This window comes from Flammeovirgaceae bacterium SG7u.111, assembly GCA_034044135.1.
GTDB lineage: Bacteria > Bacteroidota > Bacteroidia > Cytophagales > Flammeovirgaceae.
Genome location: CP139021.1, coordinates 6124812 through 6144642 on the forward strand (window position 1 = coordinate 6124812; position 19831 = coordinate 6144642).

Annotated in this window: 15 protein-coding genes; 2 read left to right on the forward strand and 13 right to left on the reverse strand. The window is 36.4% G+C overall.

Annotated elements, in window-relative coordinates:
- Nucleotides 1-214: 214 nt before the first annotated feature.
- On the forward strand, nucleotides 215-910 hold the full coding sequence (locus R9C00_23780; GenBank protein ID WPO34722.1) for an SAM-dependent methyltransferase: 696 nt from the start codon (nucleotides 215-217) through the stop codon (nucleotides 908-910).
- A gap of 5 nt (nucleotides 911-915) precedes the next feature.
- Here the strand turns inward: R9C00_23780 and R9C00_23785 are convergent, their stop codons facing one another.
- From R9C00_23785 to R9C00_23800, 4 genes are all read right to left on the reverse strand, one after another.
- Nucleotides 916-1560 carry a histidine phosphatase family protein gene (locus R9C00_23785; GenBank protein WPO34723.1) on the reverse strand — a complete coding sequence of 215 codons (645 nt, stop codon included), beginning with the start codon at nucleotides 1558-1560 and terminating at the stop codon, nucleotides 916-918.
- A 310-nt stretch (nucleotides 1561-1870) separates the two neighbouring features.
- Nucleotides 1871-2491, reverse strand: coding sequence for an HAD family phosphatase (locus R9C00_23790; protein WPO34724.1), 621 nt, complete (start codon nucleotides 2489-2491; stop codon nucleotides 1871-1873).
- Between the two features lie 32 nt (nucleotides 2492-2523).
- Nucleotides 2524-3267, reverse strand: coding sequence for a hypothetical protein (locus R9C00_23795; protein ID WPO34725.1), 744 nt, complete (start codon nucleotides 3265-3267; stop codon nucleotides 2524-2526).
- Between the two features lie 301 nt (nucleotides 3268-3568).
- A complete protein-coding gene (locus tag R9C00_23800) occupies nucleotides 3569-4546 on the reverse strand; it encodes a polyprenyl synthetase family protein (protein WPO34726.1) in 978 nt (325 codons plus the stop codon).
- Between the two features lie 229 nt (nucleotides 4547-4775).
- Between R9C00_23800 and R9C00_23805 the strand changes: the two genes are divergently transcribed.
- Entirely contained in the window at nucleotides 4776-5690 is a 915-nt protein-coding gene (locus R9C00_23805; protein ID WPO34727.1) for a hypothetical protein, read from the forward strand.
- 178 nt (nucleotides 5691-5868) lie between these two features.
- Here R9C00_23805 and R9C00_23810 read toward each other — a convergent pair whose 3' ends face one another.
- The 9 genes from R9C00_23810 to R9C00_23850 all read right to left on the reverse strand — a co-directional run bounded on the left by R9C00_23810 (nucleotide 5869) and on the right by R9C00_23850 (nucleotide 19830).
- The gene (locus R9C00_23810) at nucleotides 5869-6936 is read right to left on the reverse strand and encodes a hypothetical protein (GenBank protein WPO34728.1); all 1068 of its coding nucleotides are present in this window, start codon (nucleotides 6934-6936) and stop codon (nucleotides 5869-5871) included.
- A 57-nt stretch (nucleotides 6937-6993) separates the two neighbouring features.
- A complete protein-coding gene (locus tag R9C00_23815; protein WPO34729.1) occupies nucleotides 6994-7449 on the reverse strand; it encodes a hypothetical protein in 456 nt (151 codons plus the stop codon).
- 7 nt (nucleotides 7450-7456) lie between these two features.
- The gene (locus R9C00_23820; protein ID WPO34730.1) at nucleotides 7457-9247 is read right to left on the reverse strand and encodes an arylsulfatase; all 1791 of its coding nucleotides are present in this window, start codon (nucleotides 9245-9247) and stop codon (nucleotides 7457-7459) included.
- A gap of 135 nt (nucleotides 9248-9382) precedes the next feature.
- Complete coding sequence (locus R9C00_23825; protein WPO34731.1) at nucleotides 9383-10423, reverse strand: sugar phosphate isomerase/epimerase family protein; 1041 nt, start codon at nucleotides 10421-10423, stop codon at nucleotides 9383-9385.
- 660 nt (nucleotides 10424-11083) lie between these two features.
- Nucleotides 11084-11995 carry a hypothetical protein gene (locus R9C00_23830; GenBank protein WPO34732.1) on the reverse strand — a complete coding sequence of 304 codons (912 nt, stop codon included), beginning with the start codon at nucleotides 11993-11995 and terminating at the stop codon, nucleotides 11084-11086.
- A gap of 140 nt (nucleotides 11996-12135) precedes the next feature.
- Nucleotides 12136-15240, reverse strand: coding sequence for an ATP-binding cassette domain-containing protein (locus R9C00_23835; GenBank protein ID WPO34733.1), 3105 nt, complete (start codon nucleotides 15238-15240; stop codon nucleotides 12136-12138).
- 133 nt (nucleotides 15241-15373) lie between these two features.
- Nucleotides 15374-15736 carry a DUF1987 domain-containing protein gene (locus R9C00_23840; GenBank protein WPO34734.1) on the reverse strand — a complete coding sequence of 121 codons (363 nt, stop codon included), beginning with the start codon at nucleotides 15734-15736 and terminating at the stop codon, nucleotides 15374-15376.
- A 22-nt stretch (nucleotides 15737-15758) separates the two neighbouring features.
- On the reverse strand, nucleotides 15759-16307 hold the full coding sequence (locus R9C00_23845; protein ID WPO34735.1) for a SiaB family protein kinase: 549 nt from the start codon (nucleotides 16305-16307) through the stop codon (nucleotides 15759-15761).
- 49 nt (nucleotides 16308-16356) lie between these two features.
- Nucleotides 16357-19830 carry a PAS domain S-box protein gene (locus tag R9C00_23850; protein WPO34736.1) on the reverse strand — a complete coding sequence of 1158 codons (3474 nt, stop codon included), beginning with the start codon at nucleotides 19828-19830 and terminating at the stop codon, nucleotides 16357-16359.
- Between the last annotated feature and the right edge of the window lies 1 nt (nucleotide 19831).

Below are 19831 nucleotides of genomic sequence, written 5' to 3' on the forward strand. Positions count from 1 at the left end.
AAAACTATAATCATCACTTTCCATCTTTTATAAAGTAGCTAGCAAAATATTTAACCTAAGGTTTCAAAAAGATACTACTTTTACAAATAAGCTATCAATTATATAAAGTATTAACTGAAAAATAGGCTCAATTGCAATTATTTATAGCCTTTTTGAAGAAATTCAAGCATTTTTATTGAAAACTAAGTTCTCATCTCACCAAAACCCTTCTTCTGTGAAGTTATTTCTCATTCCAAGCCCTCTTGCCGATACTAATTTAAACTGGGTTTCTCCCCAACTGCGTGAAGCGGTTTCATCATGCGATTATTACTTGGTGGAAAAAGAAAAAACGGCTAGGAGATTTTTGGGCTCGTTAAGCATTAAAGAGAGTATAAGAGATCTTAATTTCTTTGTCCTAGATAAAAAAACAAAGCTTAGAGAAATCGAACTTTTCTTCAATAAAATCCCTACTACCGAAAATGTGGGGGTGATCTCTGAAGCTGGATGCCCTGGCATAGCCGATCCTGGGGCGATGGCTGTGGAATACGCTCATAAAAAAGGAATAGAGGTGGAGCCTATAGTAGGACCTTCCTCCATTTTCCTAGCATTAATGTCTTCGGGGCTTTCTGGGCAACGGTTCGTGTTCCATGGTTACTTGCCCATTGATAAAAGCAAAAGGCTGGCATACATAAAGAAAATGGAGCAAGCTTCTGTTAGAAATAGGGAAACTCAAATTTTTATGGAAACCCCCTATAGAAACAATCACTTAATGACGGACTTAATCGCTACATGCCAAATCGATACCAAAATTTGCATTGCAGCAAACATCCATCACCCCGACCAAATGATTAAAACAAAAACAGTAAATGGATGGAAAAAGACGACAGTAGAACTTCATAAAAAGCCTACTATCTTCCTTATAATGGCTTAAGAGGCTTAGCCTACTTTCCTAACTTGCAGAGCTTGGTACTTCTTTATATGTTCTACGTCAGATCTTTTTAAGATCTCGTACCTTCCATCGCTATATCTTAAATGATACAGACATAGGTTTTTGTGCTCAAATTGATCCATATCTTTTAGCTCAGTTCCTAAAAGGAAGCACAAAAGAATCCGAATAGCTCTACCATGCATGCAAACAAGCACTTTACTCTCATGCTCATTTGACATAATATATTTCCATGCTTTTTTCTGCCTTTCCTGCACTTCGTAAGGACTTTCACCGCCTTTGGGTTTTCTATGGTAATCGCCACTTCTCCACCCTATGAGCATGTTTGCATAATCCTCATCATCTTTACTAGTGAGTGGTCTCCCCTCTTTGTGCCCCCAAGAAATTTCGTTCAGGCCTTCTAGCTGCTGCCAAGGCAAGCTTTCATCAATGAAGCTCCTAACAGACTGATGAGTCCTCTTTAGCTTTGATGTATAAATCTTATCAAACCCCACTTCTTGATAGTGATGAAAAAATGCTTTTGCCTGCATCACTCCTGTCTCATTTAAGTCAGAATCGATTCCACTTCCCTGAACAAGTCTTTTGTTATTATAGTCAGTCTCTCCGTGTCGTATTATGTAAATATCTTTATCCATACACATTCATATTGATGCACCTTGTTAAATAATTCTGCAAATTTACCTTATCTATATTAGACTTGTACATAACAGCCTAAATAATTAACGTAATATTTATAATTCCTTAGTTAGGACTTGATTATATATAAACATTAAGGCAACAACCATACTACTTTAACACAATTGCAATTTGCGAAGTTCTTGACTAGCATAAAGGAGTCAAATACAGAGCCGAAAAGCATTGTTACAAAATAAGCTAGCCCTCTGTTCTGTATATTTTACAAAAGGCTAGCTTTCACAATTAAGTATCTGTATAATGTATATATACCTAAATAAGACCTAAATCGAGAATAGTAGTAGGTAATTGGAGGTGAATAGCTTCCAAACCAGCTTTTCTAGCACCTTCTACATGTTGCAAGGTATCGTCGATAAAGACGGTTTCACTAGGTTTCAACTCGTTTTCATGACAAACCATTTGAAAGATACTCACATTTGGCTTGCGATCGTGTGAGGTATGTGAATAGTATGCTTGTTCAAATAACTCTTCTATATCCCCTCCACCCACAGTATCTGAATAGACTTTGTCGAAATAGGTTTTGTGTAAAGCATTTGTATTACTTAGTAAAAACACCCTTTTCTCCTTTCCTACTTTTTTTACAAACTCGATTCGTTCTTTAGGAATATCGCCTAGCATAGCATTCCAAGCCTTATCAATAGCATCATCTGCTAATTGAGGCAGCCCAAACATTTCCCTCAATCCGTCTCGAAATTCTTCGGTGGTTGAACGACCTGTTTCGTACTGATCTATTACTGGATCTTGTTTGTGTTGGGCAAATATCTCTTTAAAATCTTGACCGATCAACTCATTAAAAGCATCGTAAGTTCGGTCAAAATGGAGGTTCATTATCACCCCTCCCAAATCAAATATTACATTCTTGATGTGCTGCATAGAATTAGATGGAATTTATTTTTGAAGCCAAATTACATCTTCGACTTCAATTCTTCCATTTTTTTTCCAGCTTGTTGGCTTCCTGCTTCATAAGCAAGCTTATAAAGCTGGTAGGCTTCTTGGTAGGCTTCTTTTTTCTTTTTAGGGGCAAACTGTGTTCTATTGGCAAGTTCTTCAGCAGCAGCAGCTTTTTCCATATAAGAATCAGCCTTGGCTATTGTCATTTTTTTCGAAAGAGAAGTGATACTATCTTTTAACCGATCCAACTCCTTCTCTTTTTCATTTATTTCATCTTCAAGGCTTGTGATCTCTTGCCTCTGCAGATCTATTTTTCGGACCAACTCATCATTTTTTCCCTTGTACCTTACTACTTGCTCAGAAAGTCTTCCTATTACCGAATCCTTTACTTCAAGCTCCTCATGATATTGCGCAATGATCTGCTGTAAAAGTTGATTTTGCCCATCACTACTCCCTAAGTCATTCTCTAGTTTTATCAACTTTTGACGAGTGTATTCTACAAATGCTTCAAACCCTCGGATACGGTCTAGGTGATCGATGAATTTAGTACCATCGTTTAACCTTTCTTCAATAAGGCTTTCAGTTATGGCCACAGAGTCGAGCAAATAGGCTACTTGTTCAAACCTTTGCTGATATCCATTAGGAATTTCTACTTCGCTCAAAGTAATTTTGGAAGAGACCTTCTGTTCTTTGGTGTTTCCGCAACTCCATACGCCAAAGGCTACCCAAAGGAGGACGAAAAAAGTGGTTTTTGACATTTTTTGGTTCATTTTCGTTGATGTGAATGGATTGATTGTTAAATCAGTTTCATTAATTTTTTTATATACCAAACAGTACTATTCAGCTAACCAAACCATTAAAATCAAAAGATTATTTGGAATAGCCTGTTAAAAAAGAATTAATGCAGTTGCTCGTTTGTGGAAAGTAATGAAAGTAGCGGTGAAAAGCACCATTTGAATTTCTAGTAGCTTCCAAAAATAAATATCAAAACTAGATTTACAAAAGTTATGATTTTAATTTTTTGAAAGTGAGAGGATTGAGTCGAAATAAATACGTCCATTATTTTTCGCGGTTGATAATTTTCTCCACAAAAGCGATAAGTTCAGACCTCTTATCTTCGGTTGTATCTATTTGCTCAATTAGCTGGAAAGCTTTTGAAAAATACAACTCCATCTTTAACTCTGTAGTATACTTGATTTCTAAATTATTATAAATTTTTGTGACAGCCTTTACTTTCTTCTCGTTATCAAAGTCCTTTGCCGCAAGCCAATGCGCCAGTTGTTCGGCATCTTCCCCTGTTGCTTTTTCCAAAGCTTTTATCAAAAGAAATGTCTTTTTGTTGGCTATTATATCGCCACCAACCTGTTTGCCAAATTTAGATTGGTCTCCAAATACATCTAAGAGATCATCTTTAAGCTGAAAACCCATTCCCAAATTCACCCCAAACTCTCTCAATAAATCCGCATTTTTATCATCTGCCCCTCCTACTATTGCTCCCATCTGTAGGCTCAACCCAAGTAAAACAGCAGTTTTGAGCCGAATCATGTTCAGGTAATCCTCCTCAGAAATACGATCAATTTTTTCAAAGTTCATGTCAAACTGCTGTCCTTCACAAACTTCACATGCACAGCGGTTAAAAAGTTTAGCCATTTTACCCATATGGGGCACGTCATTTTCTAACAATAACTCATAAGCCTTTACCAACATCACATCTCCCGATAGGATAGCTACATTATTACCCCATTTTTCATGCACGGTCTCATTTCCCCGCCTGAGAGGAGCATTGTCCATTATATCATCGTGCATCAGGGTAAAATTATGAAACACTTCAATAGCTAAAGCTGGATAAAGGGCTTTGGAATAATCATTGGAAAATAAATGACAACCTAGCAAAGTAAGAACAGGGCGCATCCTTTTCCCTCCCAAATCAAGTATGTACCTAATCGGTTGATAAAGCTCTACTGGCTCTACTTCTAAATTGATCTTATTAATTTCTTCAGCTAAAAAAGACTGCGCTTCACTAATTTCGAATTTCATAAAAATAAAAAGTGGTTTGATTCAAATCGTTTGGCAATGGAGTTTACCTTCCAAATTTATACTTTAGCGGCGATACTTCTCCCGAAAAAAAATGCTTTCTACTTTTGACCATAGATAAGAAGCATATTTTTTCACCAAACTTCCTATTTTGATATGGGTTAGAACCCAAAAATCAGAACTAGGTTATAATAATTCTTAAATTGCTTTTAGAAAAAGCTAAAAAAGCCACATGACGAGTAAATTAAAAATTCTTATTGGGATCAATATTGCTTTAGCCATTGGAGTTGTTCTATCATTCCAGACCTCTGAAAGTTCTAGCACTCTCGATATGAACACAAGGGTATTTTCCCTTAACGATACGACCCTCACTATCACCAAAATTCAGTTAGGCGAGGATATACTAGAAACAAAAGGCCCTGAACAATGGATGCTGAACAGCACCTATCCTGTAAATGCTCAGCGGATAGAATCATTGGTTCAGTTATTTCAAAAAATTGAGGTAAAGCGCCCCGTTGGCGATTCTTTTAAGGCTGAAGTGGAAAAAGAACTAGCACGAAATCCCATAGACATCCATGTGTTTTCTGGTCCGACCGAAGCCTTGAACTATAAAATAGCCAAGCAGGGAAACGAAACTTATGCATCACTTCCCGACGGACAATTGTTCAGTATTTATGTACCAGGCACATATCTGGATTTGTACACTATTTTGGATATAGACGAGCAAGACTGGCGCGACAAGCGAGTACTTCTCACCAGTTGGAGAACCCTTAAGAGGATGGAGGTAAAATACCCAGGGGATACTGAAAACAGCTTTACCGTAGAATTTGACTCTGTATTTTATAAAGTACCAGGTATCCAACAACTGGACTCTGCAAAACTCTACGCCTATATCCAACAGTTCCAAACCTTTAGGGTAGAAGAATTTGTACAAAGAAGCTCTTTGAGAGATAGTCTTAGAAGACAGCAAGCCATGTGTATAATCACTCTTAACGACCTTTACCGAGAGCAAGACAACGAACTATTACTCTACCCAGGAAAAGATGTTTTTTATGGAATATCTCAAAAAACAAACGAAGCTGTAACCCTCAACCGAAATATGCTACGAAACTTTTTAGTGAGCCGAAAAGAGTTTATAAAACAATAGGCTATATCTTGTTTGTGACAAGAAAGATATTTCCAAATAACTACTAGCGGGTACGGTTTAGACCAAAGCCGAATAGGGAAAAGCCAAAAAACAAGGCTGTTTTCGATTGGTTCGGTTATCAATTCCCATGGGAAGAAAGTTTAAATAGTGAGAATTCTTCAGAAGCTTTTGCGCTATTTTAAAATGTACCAGAAAACTCTCTGAAATTAATTTTTCGTATGACCCTTCTGATGTTCCACGAGATACGTGTATTGGTGCTGTCAACTGTTGCGGCTTGCTTATAAGAAACTAATGCCTCATCTAGGTCATCCAGATAGTATTCATAAATATATCCTAACTCAAAGTACCCATTTTCAATATCTGGTTTTTGGACTAGGGCCCGTTTGTAGTACGTTTCTGCTTGGGAAAAAGCACCTTTCTTGAGTTCGTACCGTGCTTTTTTAATATTCGCTTCCCACATTTGCTTATTCATCCTAAGTGCCTGATCGTACCAATAATTGGATGAATCGATCCCAAAAACCTTCTCAACAGCTTCGCCAGTTTGGTAGTAGAACAAATCGTCGGGCTGGGCCAAATCTAGGCCCTTATTCGCATACTCCAATGCTATCTTAGGTGCTTGATATTTATTGTACAATCCTATAAGCTGATTGTAGGTAGGGGTATTGCCTGGATACAATTCTAATGCATGGTTCAACTGCTGAACTGCTGCCGTAGTATCTTCCATTTCGACTAGGATACTTCCAATATAATGTGGGATTTGATAGTGACTGGGAAGGCTACCTTGCGCTTTCCTCAAATAGGCTAAGGCATCTTCTCTGTTGCTGTCCAAGTAACAAAGTTCTCCCATAAGCATGTCTAATTCAGGCAAAATAAACCCCTTCCTCTCCGCTGCTTTTGCAGCTGCCAATGCCTCGCCATACTCTTCTTGCTCTTTTAACACCTTGGCCTTCACGAAAAAGTACTTCCCTTCACTGCTCTCTCGCTGAATAGCTCCATTTATATCTCTCAATGCGGCATTTATCCTTTCTGCATCTAGGTTCAGTAATGATCTTTTGTAATAATAGTAATCGTTATTTGGATTACTCCGAATCACATCGTTCATAAACTGAATTTTTACCACTAGCTTATTATTGGCTTCGCTAGGCAAAGGTGCAATGTAATCATCTTTGAGCCTTGCAGGTCCGCATGACCACAATCCAATTCCAGCAACAGCTAATAATAGGTATGAATAAAAACGTATCTGCATAAAGTAAAACAATATAAGGGAAAACCGTAACCTCCGATAAGTTACTAATACCACTTGTTAAAAATAAAAAAAATAGCCCAAAAGCCCCATTACCGATACAATTATAAAATAACCCGGCAATGTGATAAGGTAATGCTCAACTTTTCCCGTTGGGTTTCTGATTGAAGCCTGACCTTTCAACGCTTTTCGCTGCTTACGCCCCGACAAATATAGGTAAGACGAGCATGGTATTACCCAACTCAGAAACAAGGTAACGGAAGAATAAAGTAATATCCTACTGATTCCCCACAATTTGTCTACAGGTAGCATCTCTCCCAAACCCCACAAAACTGCACAAATAACTAAAACGATTACTGTTGCCGACAATACTGAAGCCCAACCGACTTTCACCTTGTTTTTTGCACTTCGGATGGGGTCTCTTTGGGGCAAAAGCATTGCTAAGGCTAAGCCCAATAGTACAAAAAGCCCTGGAACTACAACTATGTTCAAGGTAAAATAGATGAGTAACTTCATCAGCAATTTATTCCGTTTTGATTAGTGTCAAATTTTTAAACTCGCCAACTTGGCTTGTAGGCACTTCCGTTGCCCTAATGGTAAGCTGCCTAACTCCAGGAGATATTTCTATCTCCCCTAACTCTACAGTCTCCCAATCTTTCTCGTAAACTTCCTTTCTAGAGATTCGATCTGGACTTGGGTAATAACTTGGATCAAAGGGTTTTATAATTTTCCCTACAACCTTATTTTCCCCTGCCGTAAGTTGTATCTGCGAACCAATATTCTCTTCTGGGCAAGTATAAGAAATATATGCTTTGTACTTACCATATGCTGCTACTTCCACCTTCCAATATAATTGGTCTGAAGTAGAAGTCCAGTTTACGAGCCAATCGTGAGCCCAACCATGCCCTTCCTTGAATTTGAGCCCTCCTTCAAAATTACTCTCATGAGCAGGTAGTACTATTTTTTGCTGATCTTCAAAACCCATGGGAATACTTCGCAAATCATATACTTCGGCAGACACATCCGCAAACCAAGTTAGGTATTCACCTTTTAGACTATCGAGTAAACCAGGCTTTTCTTCTGAAAGGTCATGCTGCTCTCTTGGGTCTTCTAGCATGTCGAAAAGCTCGCCACCTTTATTGCCTTCAAACACCAAGCGATATCTACTATTCCTTAAAGCCCCTTTTTTGAACGGATCTAATTCTCTATCAGATTGTTGGGTGAAAATTATTCGATCTGGCCAGCCTTCCTCTTTCCCCATTAACAAAGGAGAAATATCTTTTCCATCTAGCACTAACCCTTTGGGCAAATCAATTTGGCAAAGAGACGCTAACGTAGGTAACACATCAATATGAGCCGCAAGCTTTCCCGATTTGACACCCTTAGGAAAATGACCTTTCCATTGGGCAAAAAATGGCACTCTTACCCCACCTTCATGTACAGAACCTTTTATTCCTTTCATGCCTGCATTGAACCTATGACCATTGGGTCCATTATCTGTCAAATAAATGATAATCGTATTTTCTGACAGCCCCAACTTTTCTACTTCAGTAAAGATTCGACCAACATTCTCATCCATATTTTCACACATTCCATAAACCGCAGCAGCCTTTCTACGCTCTGCCTCATCTTCAATGGCTGTGAGATTATTATAATACTTATCGTAATACTTATCAGGAACTTGAAACGGGCTGTGAGGAACATTATAGGGAATATAGCATAGAAACGGCGCATTTTTATTTTCTTTAATAAAAGAAATGGCTTCATCCGTTAGCGCGTCAGTAATAAAACCCTTTGTTGAAAAAGGCTCTCCATTTTTTTCAAGTTTTGTTCCGAAGTAGTTATTCCAATGACCTGCACAAAACCCTATAAACTCATCAAATCCTTGCTGATTTGGGTGGTAAGGAAAATGAGCTCCATTATGCCACTTCCCAAAGCATCCAGTTTTATATCCTGCGTTGTTAAAAACTTCCCCTATGGTAATTTCTTCCCCTCTCATATTTTCCAAACCATCTGAAACCCAACGAGTACCTGTCCGGAGGTTATACCGACCAGTTAGAAGACTTGCTCTTGTTGGTGCACATAAGGGAGATACATAAAATCTATCCATCCTCACCCCATCTATTGCCATCTTATCCAGTACTGGAGTATGAATACTTTCATTTCCATGGATACCCAAATCCCCATAGCCCTGATCATCGGTAAGGATTAATATTACATTAGGACGAGTAGTTGCTTTTTCAGGGTTCCTCTCCTGATCTGAGCAAGAAAAAAGTATAGGTATATAAATTAAAAATAGTAAGAGGTTTTTCATCTTCAATTTCGTAAAACACGGTAACTCTTAGTAATCGACAAAGATAGCCTCCTTATCAAGTCAGAGTTTGGTTGATAGTTTTAAAAGAAAAGGCAACCTTTTTACAGGCTGCCTAAAATGTCATAATTCTGTAACTTATGAATATTGAGGAGTTAACTCTTCCCTTACTCTTTCAAGTAATTGCTTAGTTTGGAGAATGCCTTCTTCTTCGGGAAGGTTACTTCCTTCAAACTCAATTCCAACATATCCCCTGTAACCTGCATCTAGCACTATTTTCATCATCTTGTGATAATCAATATCTACCTCATTTCCATCGGGATTAAAATCATAGGCTTTAGCACTCACTGCCTTTGCATAAGGCATAAGCTCAGTAACACCTTGATAACGATCGTACATTTCCGTTTCGCTAATTCTAAAGTTACCGAAATCAGGTAAAGTACCCACCCTAGGGTGATCAGCCATTTTCATCACTTCAACCAACCACTTTCCATTACTTGAAAAGCCTCCATGATTCTCCACAATTACATTTATACCATGTCCATCCGCAAACTCACCCAACATTCTTAACCCTTCTGCCGCTCCTTTTTGTTGTTCTTCATAAGTACCAGAACTTTGAGCATTAACTCTTATGGAATGACAACCTAAAAACGCTGCAGCCTCTACCCATTTATAATGGGCCTCTACCGATTTTTTACGTTCTTCTGCATCTGAATTCCCAATTGCCCCTTCATTGTCACACATAATCAAAAGGCTTTGTATCCCTTCACCCTCACACCTATTTTTGAGCTCTGCCAAATACTTAGTGTCCCTTGCTCTATCAAAAAAGCAAGTATTCACATATTCTACAGCATCAAAGCCTAACGAGCGAGCTTTGGCTGGAAAATCAATATTCTTGAGAGAGCCTTGTGATATTATGGATTGATAATCATTTTTCATCCGGTAGGCGAAATCTTGCCAATCAGTTATATTTTTTATGGAGTCACCAAAAATCGCATTATGAAATGACCATTCTGCAAGGGAAATCTTAAATATTGGTGCAGCAACAGTAGCTTTTCCCTCAGTAACAATTTCTTTAGCTTCTTCTTTTTGGGTACTTGTAGAGCAAGCTGTAAAAGTACCAACACTCAAGCTTGCCGAAACAGCAGCAGTCGTTTTAATAAATTTTCTTCTCTTCATGTTTTGGTAGAATTAGGTTCTTTTAAAAAAATCTAAAGTAAGTTAAAAAAGAATCGGGAAAACCTCTAAACCTAAATTCAAAAAGCCATATACTCCTGTAAAATATAAATGCAATAAAAAAGGGAGTGGCTAAGCCACTCCCTCTGATAAGTATAAAAACTTATTTTTACCGTCGAAAAGCAAGTACAGCTGCTCCACAGTAACTTTTCGAATTCTTAAATGTAAAACTCAAATAATAAATCCCAGTAGAACGGCATTTGAAATTCCACCCCTCCAAAAATTTGTTATTATAAAAGTTAGATACCATACGAGTTCTTTTAGAATCATACAATGTCCCTATAAGACCTTGAGCCCCTCCATCTTTTCCACTAATCTTTATCTCATAATTGGTATCCTTACTGAATACACAAGTATATTCTATTTTAGGTCTTCTACCTCCTCTGCCGTCTATTCTATAACTTTTGGAAAATTGAAACCCTGGAGATAGTGATTTCATACTTTTATTTACATATAACTCTGCATTACATTGAGAATATGCCACAGAACTAGTTAATATTAGAAGAATAAAAAAAGAAAATTTATATATTTTTTTCATGGTAGTTATCAATAATCAAACGGTCCAAACTTGATTAAATAAGTGGAGATAATATTTTTACAAGCTTAGTTTATAATCTTTCTTCTGATCGACTTTAAAAGACTTGTAATACTATCTATATCCCTATCTGTAATTTTAACAACACTTTTTGTGTTATCAACAACTACTAACATACCATCTTTTTCAACCATTGTAGGCTGACCATACACTGTTTCTATTTCTATTTGGTCATAGATCTTTTGAAGCTCTTTCAAATCATTTATCAATTCAGGAAAGTCTCTTCTATCCTTATAGACATCAAGAACTAATAAAATCCTATCTAGTACGATTTTTTGTTCGCCTATTTTTTCTCTCAAGACTTCATTTTTGGTTCTATCATGAACCATAGTAGTCAAATAAAGAGCCTCTACCCATCCACCAGTAAGCAAAAGAATACTCAAGTATTCACGTTTTTGTTGCCTAAGATGGTAGTTGATCTTTTCAAAGTTAGCTGTAGTTGTTCTTAACAACTCATCAAGATTTTCGTCAGCACTCTCTGCCAACTGCTTAAGTGTATTGTAATCGAAAAACTGACCAATACTGATTCCTTCAGCTAGTTTCTGAACAGAATTTAGATAACTTAAAGCATCTTGATTTTTGTTATAAATGTTTGCATACCCTAAATCTGTACCATAAATACCTAAGTTTAAAGCTTGCTTAAAACTTGAGTTATATCTAGATACATTATTATAGTCATTCAAATCTGACTTTTGATACACAGTACCAACCTCTTTGATCAGTAAAGAAATTTCAAGTGGTGAAGGTATTGATTGTAATATATCGTTGATGATATCATCTGATAATTGAGGCGCCAATTCCTCCACAACGACTTCTTTATCATGTTTGACTTCATTGCCCTGCTCTTCATTAGATGCATTATTATCTCCGCAACCAAGTAAAAAAGCGATTGTAAATATACTTAGATACAATGTTTTCATAAGGTATTATATCTATTAGATTTAAGAATAGTTAAAAATGGATTCAAGAAAAATATTGATACGATAAATTAGTGATTTTTTAAACGAATCTAAAACAATCCCTCTTATTATAGCATCTTAAAAACGATTGGTTCTCAAAGTTATTTTGATAACGGTCTCTTTGTATTCATTCTACTTATAAGTTTTGAAGCTTTAGTCCAAACTTCATAATATAAAGTAATATACAGTATTAGGGTCATGAACCAAATAGCACAAAGGTTAAAGTAATACGTATTGAAATATACACCAAACAGATGTTTTTTAGGAGCAAAAAACTGAGCCCTGTAATTTAAAAGTTGACCATTGTTATAAGGTAATTGAAATACAGGATCTAGTATTTGGATGATTTTTCCGTCTACAATATCAATCCTCTCTTCTGCGGAACTATTAGTTAGAACACTTTCTAGCTGATCATTAAAGTGCTTGTCTTTAAACTCTGTTAAGGAAACCCCTTGAGGCAAGCTATTTTCCATACTATATAATACTGAATCTTTAGCATCATTTGCCCTTGCAAGCAAAAGGCTATAGTAACTAGATGCATTCTCCAAATGCTCCCAAATCAAGCTGACATCCTCCGCATTAAATGAGTCAAAATCTTTATCCTTAAATGTAATATCCAAATTTGCTTGGCTATAGGAATCTTTAATCAACTCATACTTTATAATTTCATACTTAGTCTTTAATTCTTCACTGAGTGAGTCAGAAATAACTTCTTGCTCTAAAATAGTTCCTGATGACATAAGTAATTCTTGCATCTTAGGAATCCAATAAGCGACCTTGAAGTTATTCGTACTTTCTTCAGCCTCATATTCAAATATGTGCTTTTCAAATTTATTTGATTTGAATTGCTGAACAGCTATTGCCTCATAGCCCCACCTAGATGACATAATATCAGCTATGATCGGTACTTGTCCTCTTCCAGAAATAGAGTTATTTAGCTTGCTAAAATCAAAGATCACACCGCTAAATATCATTTGTGGAATAATTAATAGCGGGATAATTATATAGACAGTAACTGCAGAATTAAATGCCGATGAAATATTCAACCCTAAAACATTCGCATTACATGAAATAGTAAAGAGAACAAACCAGTACATTATATTAACACCCTGAATTTCAAGTACTGTGTTACCAATTAAGACAAATGTTAGGGTCTGAAGAGCAGATAAACCAAATAGAATTAAAAGTTTGGATATTAAATAACTACTTCTACTAAGGTTCAAAAACTTCTCTCTCTTTAATATTTTTCTATCCCTAATAATTTCTTCAGCACTGACTGTTAATCCCATAAAAAGCGAGACCAAAATCGAAATCAAGATATAAGGAGGGATATTATCATTATGCCTAAAAATATAGCTATCGTCTCCTGAAGCTACATACCTAATTACTAGTGAAAGTAAAAGAGCTAATATAGGAGCTTCAATTAAGTTGATTATGAGGTACTGTTTATTACTGACCTTAGACAGAAAATCCCTAATCGTAAAGATGGATGCTTGAATTAACTTAGAAGGAATTCTAAGGTTTTTAGGAGGAGCCTCTTCTATGTCATCATTTCTATTTAGGCTAAAGTTCTCCTTAAAGAGTTTGTTCCAATCTTCAGGAGCAACTTTTCTTTTGTTTGTGAATTCACCGTATTCATCAACTACCCTTGCCTCAATAATATTAAATAACTGCTCTGGATTAACATTACCACATGTATTACACTGCCCTTTCTCGCTACCTACCTGACCAGTTACAGATTTAAAATATACAACTGCTTCAACAGGATTTCCATTAAATATTGGATAACCACCTGTATCCATCAAAATCATTTTATCAAACATTTTATAGATGTCTGACGATGGTTGGTGGATAACCACAAAAATCAGCTTTCCTTTAAGTGAAAGCTCTTTTAATAAATCTATAACATTTTCTGAATCTCTAGATGAAAGACCTGAAGTAGGCTCATCCACAAAAAGAACAGATGGCTCCCTTATTAACTCGAGAGCTATATTTAGCCTCTTTCTCTGACCACCACTTATTTTTTTATTAAGGGCATTACCAACTTTTAGATCCTTTATTCTATCTAAACCTAAGTTCGCCAAAGCTTCCATCACCTTTCCATCGATAGCCTCTTCACTTAAGCCTTTGAAACAAAGTTTGGCATTGTAATATAAGTTTTCATAAACAGTTAAATCTTCGATAAGAAGGTCATCCTGAGAAACATAACCAATTACACCCTCTACTTTGTCTTTTTGTTTGTTGATATCAAACCCATTAATCAGAATACGACCCTTAGAAGGCTGCTCTATACCTGCCAATACATTTAATAAGGTAGTTTTGCCAGCCCCACTTGCTCCCATTATACCTATCAACCTTCCAGTATTTTCTGAAATATTGACATCATTCAAACCTATCGCTCCATTTGGAAACTTAAATTCAATATGATCGGCATTAAAAGAAATCTTATCAAGTTCACCCTCACTGTTATACTTGCTAACTAGGTCACTATAATAAAGAGGAGCTCCTTTAGGAGTTTTAAATACACTTCCAGGGGTAAATTGGAGAATGGTATCTTTCTTTACTTGTTGGTTGTTTAGTGAGATTTCATCTTCACCTGTATATTTTGTAAAATATAAACCAACGCTTTTGACCCTTACAAATATTATTTCACCATCCAATAGACCTGAATCAATATACCTGATATTGCTTCCTTCTGGTGGTTTTTCATCATCGAAGATTAAAATATCATCATTATCCAAGCGAGATGAATGCTCCTCAATGACAAAATCTTCAATCTTTTTATACTCCTCACTAGGAACATTAAACACAGTAGACACTGTGTTAATTATTTCCATCCTTTGAGGAGTGAAAGATCTGTCAGATGCTAATAACTCAAGCAGCTTAACCAATACAATTGTTTTCTGCTTCTGGTTAAGTGTTTTATTGATTTTTCGGCAAATCCCCAAAGTACGAACCGAATCTCGAACGTTTGTCAGCTTCTTTTTAGCCTTTTTCTTCTGAGAATCGGACAGATCTTCATTACTTTCAACTCCATAATCAGCAAATTTATCATATAGCGCTACGTACTCAGCAACACTCTTGCGATCTAGCTCTTGTCTAAAAAAGCTAATAACGAAATTGCGTTCCCCTTCCGTAACTCCACCATCTTGCTTACAGATTATGGCGAATAGTTGCGTTAAAGCTTTGAGTATTTCTTCACTCATCTAAAACAAATCTAAGTAGCTATTAATAGCTTATGGTTAGGATAATTACTTCTTTTCAACCAAAATATTTGGTTGTAAGAAAAGGGATCACAGCTTCAAAACCGCAATCCCTTTTCTTGAGATTATTCTTGGACTAGTAGATTTTAAATTCAAAATCCACTTCCACAAGCTCAGAAAACTCTTCGCCTGCTTCTTCCATATCTTCATCATCTTCGTGATAATACCACAAAATATCTACCCCATCAATTTCTTCTAGTTGAGATAACACATCCAAAATCAATTTAGAAGAAGCTGTGTTAAAGTACTCAAGTTTAAATACAAATTGAGTTTTTGGGTTTGGCTCTAAGCTGTATTTACTAAGCCAGTCAAGTATGGGTTGATAAAATTCTGCTGCATCTTCAGGTAAAGACCTTCCTGATAATTCAAAAATTTCATTCCCTTTATCTAACAAGACACTCGGAGTATCTTCAGTACCTTCAAGGTTTAATAATTCCATCGCTTTATATCGTTTTTTTGTATTAGATTCTTGGTATTGTAGTCTGTAGTGAGAAAAATGTCAATTTATCATTGATTGGCTCAAAATCAAAAATAAGTTTCTGTCCGGATTTCCTAGCCATATCTACAAAGCCAAGTCCAGCTCCTCCTTTGTCAGAAATTGAACCATTTCTTATAATACTTTTGTAAAGATCTTTTAGCCCTGCTTTATCAAGACTATTAATATTTTCGAGCTTTGAAGCCATATCAGGCACATACTCCGATAATATAGCATTACCAGAAGTGATGAAGTATACAGAATCTTGTTTCCCTATCATGAATATAGCATTAGCCATTCCTTTACCATATTCACTTTCATCGAAACTTTCTGCGTGTTTACAGATATTCTGCAAACACTCTACCATCACGTTAAAAACTTTGCGCTTAATATTGGACTCTTCTCCGAAGGAATCCATATTCCTCTCAGCCATTGATAAAACCGACTTGGTTATTTCTTGGGTAAATTCTCCCTCATAAACCAATATCAGGTTTTTTTTCAACATTGTTTTGTGTAAATCATATATATACTTCATGACAAGCTGTTTTTTTCTGAGTCAATTCGGAATTTTAAAAATTACTGATTTAAATATTTTGAAACTTCAACCCTATAAGAAGGATGTCGTCAGTTTGCCGTTTATCACTTTTCCAGGTTTCAAATGAAGACTCAAACAACCTCTTCATTTCACCCATATTCTGATGATTACTATTTAGGATTAAATCCCTTATTCTTTGGTTACCAAACTTCTTATTGTCAACACCTCCAAATTGGTCTGGCAAACCATCTGAAAAGAAATACACTTCATCTGAAGGGGTAATTTCAACTTCGCTCGTTTTGAAATTCGTCCTCGTCTTGTATTGACCTCCACCTATTGGGAACCTATCTCCCCTAACCTGCTTTAATTCACCATTTGAAACGTGGTACAAAGGTCTGTGCGCTCCTGAGAACTGGATGATATTACTTTTCTTATTCACTTTTACAAGAGCTATATCCATTCCATCTCGTGTCTTAGAGCTAACATCTTGACGCAAAGTTTTGGTAACTCCATCATTCAATTGGTCTAGTACCTCTCCTGAGCTTAATGAACTGTTACCGCTATTGTTTATTATATCATTTAGAATAAAATAACCGATTAGAGATATCAATGCTCCAGGAACACCATGACCTGTACAGTCTACTGCAGCTATATACACATCATCGCCTTTCTGAAAGAACCAAGGAAAGTCTCCACTTACAACATCTCTAGGTCTGTAAAAGATAAACGAATCTGGGAATACGGTTCTGATAGCTTCATCATCTGGAAGTATAGATGTTTGAATTCGTTGAGCATAGTTAATACTCTCCGTAACCTTTTTATTGGTTTCCCTAATTTCTATTTCCGCCTTTTTACTTTCAGTGATATCATGCGATACCAAAAGCACTGACTCTAAAGCATTTTCTTCGCTGAACTCGGGTATTGCATTTACTTGCATTATCCTGTTCTCAAAACCTTCTTCTTCTATTTTAACCTCTATTTCGGTAGAAACCTTTTCATTTTTAAGAGAAACCTCTTTAAAAATCTCTATCCACGCCTCTTTTAAAGATGTATCTATATCTACTTCATAAATAGATTTAGATAAGAAGAACTCAGTAGGCTTTCCTGTAATCTGTTTAATAGTAGGGTTCACATAGAAGAATATACCTTCACTATTTACTCTTTTAATAAGGTCTGGAGAGTTTTCAGAGAGCGCCTGCATTTGACTTCTCATTCGCTCTTCTTTCTCAGCCCTTCTTCTCTCTGTAATATCCCTAGAATTAATTACAATCCCTTGTATTGCGGCATCACCTAATAGGTTTGTACCTGTAGCTTCCAGCCAGACAGTCTGACCATCTTTTTGTTTGTACTCATATTGTCTGGTAACCCTATAATCAGGCGTCTCCAACAACTCATCAAACATCTTTCTGAAAGTATCCGTACTATCCGAATGAACATTACTGATGTCATTCACTCCAATAAGCTCGTCTTGGGTATATCCTAAAATAGGCTCTACAGATGGACTTATATATCGTACCCTTCCATCTTTTTCATAAATAGTGATTACTTCCGAAGCATTTTCAAGTAAAACTTGTAATCTCTTTTGTGTCCTATTTACCTCTAATATTTGATCTTCTAACCTATGGTTCGTTCTCTTAAGCTCTTCTTGAGTGGCTTCCATTTCCTCAGCATTCTGCCTTAGAATTTCTTGCTGAAGCTTAAGCTCCTCGCTCATTTTTTGTGACTCTTCAAGAAGCTTTACAGTTCTTTCGTTTACTTTGATATTGAAAATAGTCCTTGCTACAATAACACTAATTTCTTGGACAAATTCAATTTGGGTTTTCGTAAACTCTTCAAATCCAGCAAACTCTAAAACCCCGTAAACTTTTTCATTCGTAATTAATGGAACTAGCAACAATGAACTTGGCTTCTGTTCACCTATTAAGCCTGAAGTTACTGTTACATAACTATTTGGTATTTCAGTCCTATAAATTACATCCTGCTCTGCGGCACATTGACCAGGAAGTCCTTCGGCAAACTTGAAACTCGCCTTTAGATATTTTTTCTTTTGATAAGCATAACTAGCTTTCATTTCCAAGGTAGGAGTACTGCTGTTATCATCATCTACGGTGTAGAACGCACCCTGAATTCCGTGAATTTTATCAGTTATAAACCCTGTGATTTCATCACCCAAATCTTCAAGGTTATTATGAGACCTTAATATTTGACCAATTTCGGCAACTCCAGTTACAATCCAGTTACGTTCGCTATCTTTTTGCTCAGCCTCTTGAATGCTATCACTCATTGTGATAAGTGCATTTCCTAGCATATCATCATCACTCATTGGCTTAAAATCAGCATCGTGATTTCCCCTACCAATTTGAGAAGCAAAATCTGCAGTTCTTTTAAGCGCCCCTACCAACTCTTGTACAGCTGAGGCCATTTGCCCAATTTCATCATTGGTTGTTTTCTCTATCCTATCAGGCAAAATTCCCTTAGCCACTAAATTCATCTTAGACTTTAAGGACATAATAGGATTTGTCAGTAGCCTAGAGAAGATTATTGCTACTAGTATTGAAAACAGAACGATGATAGCACCTGACTTCACAAAAGTCCAACCTAATGTATTTAATGAGTATAAGATCTCATCCTGATCCATTTTCACTACAATACCCCAATTAACACCTGGTACTGTAGACCAATATGCTACCGTCACTTTCTCTCTATAATCAACATCTTCAACTACACTAGGCTCTTCATTTGAGGCAGCCTTCTGCATTGCAACCGATGCCTTATCTTTTAACAAAACACTATAAGAGAGAGGCGAAATATCTAAGTGTCGTAATGGACTAATAAAGTCAATTTTTAAACCTGATCTTTTGGATAACAAAATTTCTCCAGTAGCTCCAAGACCAGTTCTATCTTCAACAATAGGATAAATATTGCTTTTTACATCATAAACTAAACCTAAATAACCGGAAAGCATTCCGCTTTCATCTGTAAGGGTTTTGATAGCATTTATATAAACTCCACCAGCATCTACATATAAATCTGAATAAAAGACAGAGTCAGTTTTTATTTCACCTTGGATATATTCGAAATCAGGAAAAACCGCACTTTCTTCTATATTGGAAACACTTGGTTTACTAAGGTAAGTAACTTCCCCGCTAGAAGAAATTAGAAAAATACTGGAATAACCATAACCTTTTTCTACAGACTTGAATTTAGAACCATACTGGTTTTTAATCTCACTCTTTACCGAATCCTGAAGATCATAATCTGCATCCATCGAATACTCAGACAAAAGCGTTGGCAAGCCTTCAGTACCACTTAGGATTTCAATATTAGACTCTAAGTTGTTGAAAATTGCACGCAACTGCTCCGCTTTCAACGAACCAAGGGCAGCAAAGCTTTCTGCATACCTTTTCTCAGTGGAGTCTTTAATCTGGACATATGCCAGATAGCTGATTGCGGAAACGGACAATACAACAACTGAGAGCAGTAGTGTTGTGATTTTAGTCCCTATTTTAATTTTTTTGAACATT

Bases quoted from the DNA above. Each gene is read 5' to 3' on its own strand.
- R9C00_23835 (WPO34733.1), bottom strand. From the start codon at position 15,240: ATGAGTGAAGAAATACTCAAAGCTTTAACGCAACTATTCGCCATAATC.
- R9C00_23790 (WPO34724.1), bottom strand. From the start codon at position 2,491: ATGCAGCACATCAAGAATGTAATATTTGATTTGGGAGGGGTGATAATG.
- R9C00_23810 (WPO34728.1), bottom strand. From the start codon at position 6,936: ATGCAGATACGTTTTTATTCATACCTATTATTAGCTGTTGCTGGAATT.
- R9C00_23800 (WPO34726.1), bottom strand. From the start codon at position 4,546: ATGAAATTCGAAATTAGTGAAGCGCAGTCTTTTTTAGCTGAAGAAATT.
- R9C00_23815 (WPO34729.1), bottom strand. From the start codon at position 7,449: ATGAAGTTACTCATCTATTTTACCTTGAACATAGTTGTAGTTCCAGGG.
- R9C00_23840 (WPO34734.1), bottom strand. From the start codon at position 15,736: ATGGAATTATTAAACCTTGAAGGTACTGAAGATACTCCGAGTGTCTTG.
- R9C00_23820 (WPO34730.1), bottom strand. From the start codon at position 9,247: ATGAAAAACCTCTTACTATTTTTAATTTATATACCTATACTTTTTTCT.
- R9C00_23795 (WPO34725.1), bottom strand. From the start codon at position 3,267: ATGTCAAAAACCACTTTTTTCGTCCTCCTTTGGGTAGCCTTTGGCGTA.
- R9C00_23785 (WPO34723.1), bottom strand. From the start codon at position 1,560: ATGGATAAAGATATTTACATAATACGACACGGAGAGACTGACTATAAT.
- R9C00_23830 (WPO34732.1), bottom strand. From the start codon at position 11,995: ATGAAAACATTGTATCTAAGTATATTTACAATCGCTTTTTTACTTGGT.
- R9C00_23805 (WPO34727.1), top strand. From the start codon at position 4,776: ATGACGAGTAAATTAAAAATTCTTATTGGGATCAATATTGCTTTAGCC.
- R9C00_23825 (WPO34731.1), bottom strand. From the start codon at position 10,423: ATGAAGAGAAGAAAATTTATTAAAACGACTGCTGCTGTTTCGGCAAGC.
- R9C00_23845 (WPO34735.1), bottom strand. From the start codon at position 16,307: ATGAAGTATATATATGATTTACACAAAACAATGTTGAAAAAAAACCTG.
- R9C00_23850 (WPO34736.1), bottom strand. From the start codon at position 19,830: ATGTTCAAAAAAATTAAAATAGGGACTAAAATCACAACACTACTGCTC.